The sequence below is a fragment of the Pseudoxanthomonas sacheonensis genome, assembly GCF_010093305.1.
GTDB lineage: Bacteria > Pseudomonadota > Gammaproteobacteria > Xanthomonadales > Xanthomonadaceae > Pseudoxanthomonas_A > Pseudoxanthomonas_A sacheonensis.
On sequence record NZ_PDWS01000016.1, the window covers coordinates 89475 to 97722 of the forward strand.

The window sequence follows — 8248 nt, forward strand, 5'->3', positions numbered from 1 at the left end:
CCGCGCCCGCTCTTGGCGCACTCTGTGGTCCGCTTCTCCGGCATGAGCATTCCCTCCCATTGAGAGGACCCAGCGCCGAGGAAGACTCCTCGACGGGCGGATCCTCTACCGGAGTCCAACTGCTGCCTTGAGCCGAAACTCCCGGATCTTCCGAAGAACGTGTATCGGAATTCGTACGCGCAGGACTTTCAGACCACGGTTTCTACCGAAGAAGGCGGCTTCCAGACGCTGCGTTGCACCAACGCATCGGTCGCCTTTCGCTGGTCCTGCGCATCCAGCTCAACCAGCCATTGCGTCTGTCCGCCGGCGCTGGCCGCAATCGCAATCCCGTCCCGATAAAGCACGCTGGATCCGGGTACCCGGGGAATCTTCGCGCCGGTCAGTACGGTGCCGAGCAGGTTGGCCGGGTCGGCGGCGGAAACGCGCACCAGTTGTCCGTCGGCCGGACGGCGCCTCATTTGCCGCAGCAGACCCAGCGCTTCGGGCAGCGCGAACTGCTCCCCGGACAGCCCCACGATGAAGCGGCCGCCGCGAATCTCGCCGCGCGCTTCCAGGCGATGGTAGACACGGACCAGTTCGCGCCAGGGAGGAAGCCAGACCGCCTCGCGCTCGAGCATTCGCCAGCACACCACGCCGTATCGGCGCAGCAGGGTGCGGGCCACGTGTTCGATCGCTTCCGGCGATTTCTTCGCGCCCGGATCGGCGTTCGGCTGGCGTACCAGCGCCCACCGTCCGGCATCCTGGATACCGAACAGCGAATGGCGCCGACGCCTGGATGAAATGGAGGCGCGTTTCGAAGCGGGCACCAGCAACGCGCGCAAGCCGGCATAGCTGTCGCAGTGAACGCGGCCGCGCGCCACCAGTTCGGCCAGCGCGTCTTCCAGTTCCGTCTTCAACAGGTGCGCCCCTTCCGCAAGCTCGTCGAAGAAAGAGGCCCCGCTGGCGGTCAGCCATTCAACGACCTTGCTGGCGCGCGAGCTCATGCCCGCGTCGTCGCCAGGCGCCGGCGCCAGCTGACGCCAGAACGGCGCCGTGCGGCGCGGCAGCAGAAGCAGCGGCGTGGAGCGCAACGAAGCGCTTGCGGCGATACCGCCTTCGGAAGCGCTGGGCCGCAGCCGCGTCCACAGCGTGCGTCCGGAGGTGCAGAGATCGTCGAGCCAGGCGATGGAATAGTCCTGGACCCGGGCCGACAGCAGCTCTGCTTCCCAACTGGCCGCCGGCGCCTCGTAGCCTTCCAACTGGCCGAGCACGACGGACAGGGCTTCCGGGCCGCTGACGCGGGCAGCGGCGCTGAGGTGCTGCCAGTCGAACAGGAACCGCACGAAATCGCGCGGCTCCACCGGTTCTATTTCCTGGCGCAGGCGCTTGAGCGTGTAGCGGTGGATGCGGGCGAGCAGATGCCGTTCGCACCATTCCGTTTCTCCGGAACCGGGAGTGAAGCTCCCTTGCATTACATAACCTTCGTTTTGAAGTCCGAGCAACGCGATTTCCATTTCCGCAACCGGTACCTGCAGCTGCGCGGCAAGCTCGTCCGCACGCATCGGACCCAGGCCGGAGAGGCGCGAGCGCAGCAGTTCGCGCATCGCCTGTTCGTTGCTCCAAGGCGTTTCGGCGTATTCGCGCGGCACTTCCACCGGCGGATGCGCGACTGCGCCGGGATAGACCGCCGCCGCTTGCGGAAGCCGCTCCGTCGCCACCCAACGACCGGCACCGTGCAGCTCCAGCCGGGTAGCGCGGCCGTCCGCAGCCAGCGCCTGCAGCCACTGCTGCCAGTCGGGCGCCGCGCGGACTTCCGCTTCCGTGATCAATCCCAGGCCGCTCAGGGCTTCGTGCATTTCGTCCACGCTCCGCGCCTCGGGCCAGGCCTCGCGCCTGACCGCTTCTATGGCCTCGGCATCGAGCCGGCCCATATCCGCAGCGCTTTCCGGATCGGCGTAGCGGCGGCTCTGCACCGCCTGCGTTCTGCGTTCTTCCAATGGCGCATCGTCCAGATACGCGTAAGGACGCGCGCTCAGCGCTTCGGCCGCGAGGGGCGAAGGCGCCGGCAGATCCCTGGCCAGCACTTCGACTTCTCCGGACTCGATGCGGCGCAGCAGGTTCAGCCAGCCGTCCGCATCCATCGCGTCATACAGGCAATCCCACAGGGTTTGCGCCACCAGCGGGTGCTCCGGAATTTCCCGCTCCCCGGCCAGGTTCTCCGCGCATGCCACCTGGTCGGGAAAAACCGTCGCCAGCAAGTCCTCCGATTTCATGCGTTGCAGTTGCGGCGGCACTTTCTTGCCGCCCTGGAAACGCGGCAGCGCCAAGGCCGTGGTCGCATTCCAGCGCCAGCGCACCGCGAACAGCGGCGCATCCAGCAGCGCCTGCACCAGGACCTCGAGCGCCGAGGCCGACTTCAGGTAGTGCTCCACGTCCTGCAGCGGAAAGCTATGGCTGGTGGAAAGCGACAGCACGATCGCATCCTCGGTCGCCGCAGCCTGCAATTCGAAATTGAACTTGCGGCAGAAGCGCTTGCGCAATGCCAGTCCCCAGGCGCGATTCAGGCGACTGCCGTAAGGCGAGTGGATCACCAGCTGGGTGCCGCCGGATTCGTCGAAGAACCGCTCCATCACGATGCGCGTCTGCGTAGACAAGGCGCCGAGCGCGGCCTGCGCGCGCGCCAGATGATCCACGATCTGCTGCGCCGCCTCCCTTTGCATCCCCGTCTGCCGCGCCAGCCCATCGCAAGCTGCGTCCTCACCGGACGCAGCGATCGCGTCCCCGACCGCTGCGCGCAAACGCGAAACGCCGAACGACAATTCGTCGGTACGGCCGGGCGCCTCACCCAGCCAGAACGGGATGTTGGGCGGCGCGCCCTGCGCATCCTCCACGCGCACGCGGCCGGGTTCGATCCGCAGGATCCGGTAGCTGGCGTTGCCGAGCTGGAAAATATCGCCGGCCATGCTCTCCACCGCGAAGTCCTCGTTCACGGTGCCGATGTTGTGCGCCTGCGGTTCCAGCAGCACCGCGTAATCGCCGGTCTCGGGGATGGTGCCGCCGGACATCAAGGCCGTCATCCGCGCGCCCTTGCGCTCGCGCAGACGGCGATTGACCGCATCGCGATGCACGTACCCGGCTCGCGGGCCACGCCGGGTAGTGAAGCCTTCGGACAGCATCCGCACCACTGCGTCGTAGTCTTCGCGCTTCAACTTCGCGTACGGCCATGCGCGGCGCAGCAGGGCGAAGAGTTCGTCCTCGTCCCATTCCGCGCATGCGACCTCGGCGACGATCTGCTGCGCCAGCACGTCCAAGGGCGCCGGCTGCACGCGCAGCGCGTCGAGTTCTCCCCTGGCCACGCAATCCAGCAACGCCGCGCATTCGAGCAGTTCGTCGCGCGACTGGGGAAACAACCGCGCCTTGGGAACCCCTCCCACCGCATGCCCCGAACGTCCGGCGCGCTGCAGGAAGGTGGCGATGGAGCGCGGCGAACCCAGCTGGCAGACCAGATCGACGTCGCCGATATCCAGGCCCAGTTCCAGCGACGCGGTGGCCACCAGTACTTTCAGGTCGCCACGCTTGAGCCGTTGTTCGGCATCCAGTCGCGCTTCTTTGGCCAGGCTTCCGTGATGGGCGGCGACGGCCTGCTTGCCCAGCAATTCGCCCAGGTGGCGGGCCGCACGTTCGGCCATGCGTCGCGTGTTGACGAAAACCAGCGTGGTGCGATGCGCGCGCACCAGTTCGGCCACTCGCACGTACACCTGTTCCCACTGGTCGTTGGACATGACCGCTGTCAGCGGCGTAGGCGGAATTTCCAGCGCCAGATCGCGCTGCTTGGCATAGCCGATGTCGACGATCGCGCAATCGACAACGCCAGCGGCGTGCGCGGAACCGCCACCCACCAGGAAGCGGGCCACTTCATCGATCGGCTTCTGCGTGGCCGAGAGTCCGATGCGCACGAGTGGCGCCGCACACAACGCCTGCAGGCGCTCCAGCGATAGCGAAAGATGGCTGCCGCGCTTGCTTGCGGCCACGGCATGGATTTCGTCCACGATCACCGTGCGGGTGGTGGACAGCATGGCCCGTCCCGAGACCGACCCCAGCAGTACGTACAGCGATTCCGGCGTGGTGACCAGGATATGCGGCGGCTTGCGCAGGCTCTGCTGGCGTTCCTTCTGCGGCGTATCGCCGGTGCGCACCGCCGTGCGGATCTCCACGTCCGGCAAACCCAGGGCTGCGAGTTCCTGGCGGATTCCCGCCAGCGGCGCGTCCAGGTTCAGCTTGATATCGTTCGAAAGCGCTTTCAGGGGCGAGATGTAGAGGACGGTGGTTTCGTCGGGCAATCCCTCCGGTTGCTCCTGCCGCTGCTGCAACCCTATGCGCACCAGTTCGTCCAGCGCCGCCAGGAAAGCCGTGAGCGTCTTGCCCGAGCCGGTAGGCGCTGCCACCAAGGTGTTCCGGCCCGCTCTGATCTGCGGCCACGCTTCGGCCTGCGCCTGCGTGGGCGCACCGAAAGTCCGGCTGAACCAGTTGGCGACGGCGGGATGGAAAGTGTCGAGAGGCATTGGGAAGTCGGCGAAGGCCTTCTTGGGTCCCGCGGACCCGTTCACTGGGAATCTACATGGGGCCGGATGCCGGGCATCCAACTATACGACCCGTGAACAAGGGCCGCTCTAGAATAGGAAACCTTAATACGAGGAACCTTGCACGGAGGTTTGCCATGCTGCGTTCGCATGTGGTGGGGAAGCCCACCGAATCGCATCCTGCTACCGAGATATTCCGTTTGACGCCCGATGGCGCCATCCCCAACAGCACCAATCCGGCGCTGGTCTACCGCGGCGTCTTTTCGCAACGCGACGACGCAGGCGCGCAATGGCTGGAAAAGCGCTTCGCGGACAACGGCTGGACCGACGCCTGGCGCTGGAGCGTTTATCCGTTCCATCATTTCCACAGCAATACGCATGAAGTACTCGGCGCATTCGCGGGAAAGGCGCTGCTTCAGCTGGGCGGCGAGCATGGGCCGGAAGTGAATCTGCGGGCCGGGGACGTGTTGGTCATACCGGCGGGCGTGGCCCATCGCAAATTGCGGGAAGCCGATGGATTCCAGGTAGTCGGCGCCTATCCGGAAGGCCGCGAACCCGACATGCGCACGGGCCTGGAAAGCGAGCGCGAAACCACCGAAAAAGCCGTCGCCCAGGTGCCTGTTCCGGCGGCGGATCCCGTGTTCGGCGCAGAGGGCCTGCGCCTCTTCTGGCGCTAGCCGCCGCACCTCCTTGTCGTCTGGCAACACCGGACGCACCGAAGCGAAGAGAAAAGGCCGACGATTCGTGCCGGCCTCGGTTCGTAGCCGGGCTTTCCGAATCGATCCTTCCGTGGCTCCGCACGCAAATGGCGGTAGAGCGCTAGCGGTAGACCAGTACCGGCACGTTGCCGTGGGTGAGCACTTTCTGGGTCTCGCTGCCCAGCAGCAGGCCCTTGACGCCACGGCGCCCGTGCGATGCCATCACGATAAGATCGCAGCCCCGCTCGGTAGCGGTCCGCAGGATGTCTTCGTAAGGATGGTCGCTGACGGTCGACACCGATTCGAAAGCAACGCCCGCGGCCCGGGCCGCGGACTCGACCGCGCCGAGCAGGTTGGCCGCTTGTTCCGCACTCACCCGCAGGTATTCCTCGCGCGTGGATTCCACTTGCAGCGCCTCATAGGCAAAGACGTGGAACGACGGCGTCGCATGGAAGCCGGTCACCCGTGCGCCCATGGCCTTGGCCAGTGCGACTCCCCGCTCGATCGCGCGCAACGACAGATCCGAGCCGTCGGTCGGCAACAGGATGTGCTTGAACATACTCGGTTCTCCTCACAGTCGGCTCAATGCCCGTTGGGCATCAACATTGCACATCCGGCCGTCAGCAACTTGATCCAGGTCAACTTCGCTATAAGTGATGGGCGAGCCGAGCGGATTACCCCTGGCCTGGAGGCGCGGAACGCAGCTCATGCCCATGCACGGGCGCGTAGGCTGGGTTGGCTCCATCAACCCAGCATGCCGGGACACTCTGCCAAGAGCGCTGGGTTGGTAAAGCCAACCCAGCCTACGGTCCTAGGCGTTGATCAATGAGACGACCGTTTCTCTGACCCAGCGTAGGCCGTTGTGCCCGTGGCTGCGCTCATGCCATACCATCGCCATGCTGAACCCTTCCACGGGAAACGGACACTCGACCTGCTTGAGCTTGTCGGTACGGTCGTGCACCAGTCGTGCCGGAACCAGGGCCACGAAGTCCGACTCGGCCACGATTTCCGGAACGAACAGGAAAGAAGCCGCGGACAGCACCACGTTGCGCTTGTGTCCAAGAGCGGCCAGAGCGTCGTCCACCGGAGTGACGAAACCGCCGCCGCGCGGCGATACGATCACATGCTCCAGCTGGGCGAACTCTTCGACCGTGATCCGTCTGCGCAACCGCGGATGGTTCCGGCGCCCGATGAGCACATAACGCTCATCGAACAGAGGCCTGCTGCGAAGGCTGGGAGGCGCGGTTTGCGGCGTCATGAAGGCCAGGTCGACTTCGCCACGCGCCATCTGCGACTCCAGCTGCGACGCATCGAGAGTGCGGAGCGCCACGCGCACGCCGGGCGCGCTTTTCCTGAGTTGTTTGACCAGCGGTTTGACCGCCGCCGCCTGCATGTAGTCCGTGCAAGCGATAGCCACGACCAGCTTGGCCTTGGCAGGATCGAAATTGCTGTGCGAGGCGACCGTGGCGCGAATTCCGTCGAGAGCCTGGCGCAAGGGAGCCAGCAGTTCGATGGCCTTGGCCGTCGGCGCCATCCCTCGTTGCACGGGAATCAGCAGCGGGTCATCGAACATATCCCTCAGTCGGCTCAACTGGGCGCTGACCGCCGGTTGGCTCAGATGCAGACGGGCAGCCGCTTTCGTCACGTTCTGCTCCGCCAGCAACGCTTCCAGAGTGACCAGCAGATTGAGGTCCAGGCGCTTGCTATCCATCAAATGGATGGTAGCCGAAAAATTATGCGATTTTACAGATAGATGAAAGCGGCTGATCGTAATGGCTACGCCAGCTTGCGAGCGAAGTAATGAAGAAGAAGGTTTTGATTGTCTTTGCCCATCCGGAACCCACATCGCTGAACCGTCAACTCGTCGATGTGGCCGTGCGGACGCTTCAGGAACAGGGGCATGAAGTACTGACGTCGGACCTGTACGGCATGGGCTGGAAGGCGGTGTTCGACGAACACGACTTTCCCAGCCGTGCCGATCCGGAGCGGTTGTTCTTCGTGCAGGAATCCGGGCATTCCTATGCCAGCGGACGTCAGACCGAGGACATCGCCTCCGAGCAGCAGAAAGTGCTGGCCGCCGACGCCATCATTCTGCAGTTTCCGCTTTGGTGGTTCGGCATGCCCGCCATCCTCAAGGGCTGGGTGGATCGGGTGTGGGCTTACGGTCTTGCGTACGGCTACAAGAACGCCGGCAACCGGTATCGCTATGGCGATGGGGCTTTCAAAGGCAAGCGGGCGCTGCTGTCGGTGACGGCCGGCGGCCCGGCGGTGGATTATTCGCCGCGGGGCATCAACGGGCCGCTGGAACAGTTGCTCTTCCCCATCACCCATGGCACGTTCTTTTTCCCGGGCATGGACGTACTGCCCACCCATACGGTCTATGGAACCGGACGCATCACCGCCGACGCCGTGGCAGCAGCGAAAGCCGCCTGGCGTTCGCGTCTTGAAGGTCTTTTCGAGGAGGCGCCCATTCCTTTCCGGCCGCAGAACGAAGGCGACTATCCCGATGGCCACGTACTCGCGAGTCATGTCGCTGTCGGCCAGACCGGATTGTTGGCGCATGAGCGATGGGCTTAAGCCTGCCCTGCGGCACTACGCGCGTTGCAGAACGAAACGGCTCAATCGCACCGAAAGGTGAAAAAAGGCGAGCGCGTAGGCCGGGTTGGCTCTATCAACCCAGCATGCCGGGACACCCTGCCAAGAGCGCTGGGTTGGTGAAGCTAACCCAGCCTACGGTCCTGGTTGCTTAGCTACGACAACCGTGTCGACAGGCAATCGGTATCGGTGGGCGTGGAGATCGGGTTCTGACGCTTACCGCGGGACAAAGCAGCAGCCCCATAAGGCCTAGCGCCGTAGGAGCGACGCAAGTCGCGAAAGCCTCAGCAACTGAACCCTCGCCAGCTTCGCGACTCACGTCGCTCCTACAGCTCTTCGCCAGCTCATACCACCCATCACCCCCAAGCCGGCTGGCCCTCCCCCAACGGCACACAC

The 8248-nt window shown here is 64.9% G+C and carries 5 protein-coding genes; 2 read left to right on the top strand and 3 right to left on the bottom strand.

Annotated elements, in window-relative coordinates; genetic code table 11:
* Window positions 1-188: 188 nt before the first annotated feature.
* Window positions 189-4541 (bottom strand): DEAD/DEAH box helicase, encoded by a 4353-nt coding sequence (locus tag CSC73_RS13825; RefSeq protein ID WP_163841198.1) that lies wholly within the window; start codon window positions 4539-4541, stop codon window positions 189-191.
* 155 nt (window positions 4542-4696) lie between these two features.
* Between CSC73_RS13825 and CSC73_RS13830 the strand changes: the two genes are divergently transcribed.
* The gene (locus tag CSC73_RS13830) at window positions 4697-5236 is read left to right on the top strand and encodes a cupin (RefSeq protein ID WP_211840891.1); all 540 of its coding nucleotides are present in this window, start codon (window positions 4697-4699) and stop codon (window positions 5234-5236) included.
* 142 nt (window positions 5237-5378) lie between these two features.
* On the opposite strand, the gene CSC73_RS13835 is transcribed toward CSC73_RS13830, so the two are convergent.
* The gene (locus CSC73_RS13835; RefSeq protein WP_163841199.1) at window positions 5379-5816 is read right to left on the bottom strand and encodes a universal stress protein; all 438 of its coding nucleotides are present in this window, start codon (window positions 5814-5816) and stop codon (window positions 5379-5381) included.
* A 252-nt stretch (window positions 5817-6068) separates the two neighbouring features.
* A complete protein-coding gene (locus CSC73_RS13840) occupies window positions 6069-6968 on the bottom strand; it encodes a LysR family transcriptional regulator (RefSeq protein WP_163841201.1) in 900 nt (299 codons plus the stop codon).
* 89 nt (window positions 6969-7057) lie between these two features.
* Between CSC73_RS13840 and CSC73_RS13845 the strand changes: the two genes are divergently transcribed.
* Window positions 7058-7834 carry an NAD(P)H-dependent oxidoreductase gene (locus tag CSC73_RS13845; RefSeq protein WP_163841204.1) on the top strand — a complete coding sequence of 259 codons (777 nt, stop codon included), beginning with the start codon at window positions 7058-7060 and terminating at the stop codon, window positions 7832-7834.
* The last annotated feature ends 414 nt before the right edge of the window (window positions 7835-8248 follow it).

Bases quoted from the DNA above. Each gene is read 5' to 3' on its own strand.
- CSC73_RS13825 (WP_163841198.1), bottom strand. From the start codon at position 4,541: ATGCCTCTCGACACTTTCCATCCCGCCGTCGCCAACTGGTTCAGCCGG.
- CSC73_RS13830 (WP_211840891.1), top strand. From the start codon at position 4,697: ATGCTGCGTTCGCATGTGGTGGGGAAGCCCACCGAATCGCATCCTGCT.
- CSC73_RS13835 (WP_163841199.1), bottom strand. From the start codon at position 5,816: ATGTTCAAGCACATCCTGTTGCCGACCGACGGCTCGGATCTGTCGTTG.
- CSC73_RS13840 (WP_163841201.1), bottom strand. From the start codon at position 6,968: ATGGATAGCAAGCGCCTGGACCTCAATCTGCTGGTCACTCTGGAAGCG.
- CSC73_RS13845 (WP_163841204.1), top strand. From the start codon at position 7,058: ATGAAGAAGAAGGTTTTGATTGTCTTTGCCCATCCGGAACCCACATCG.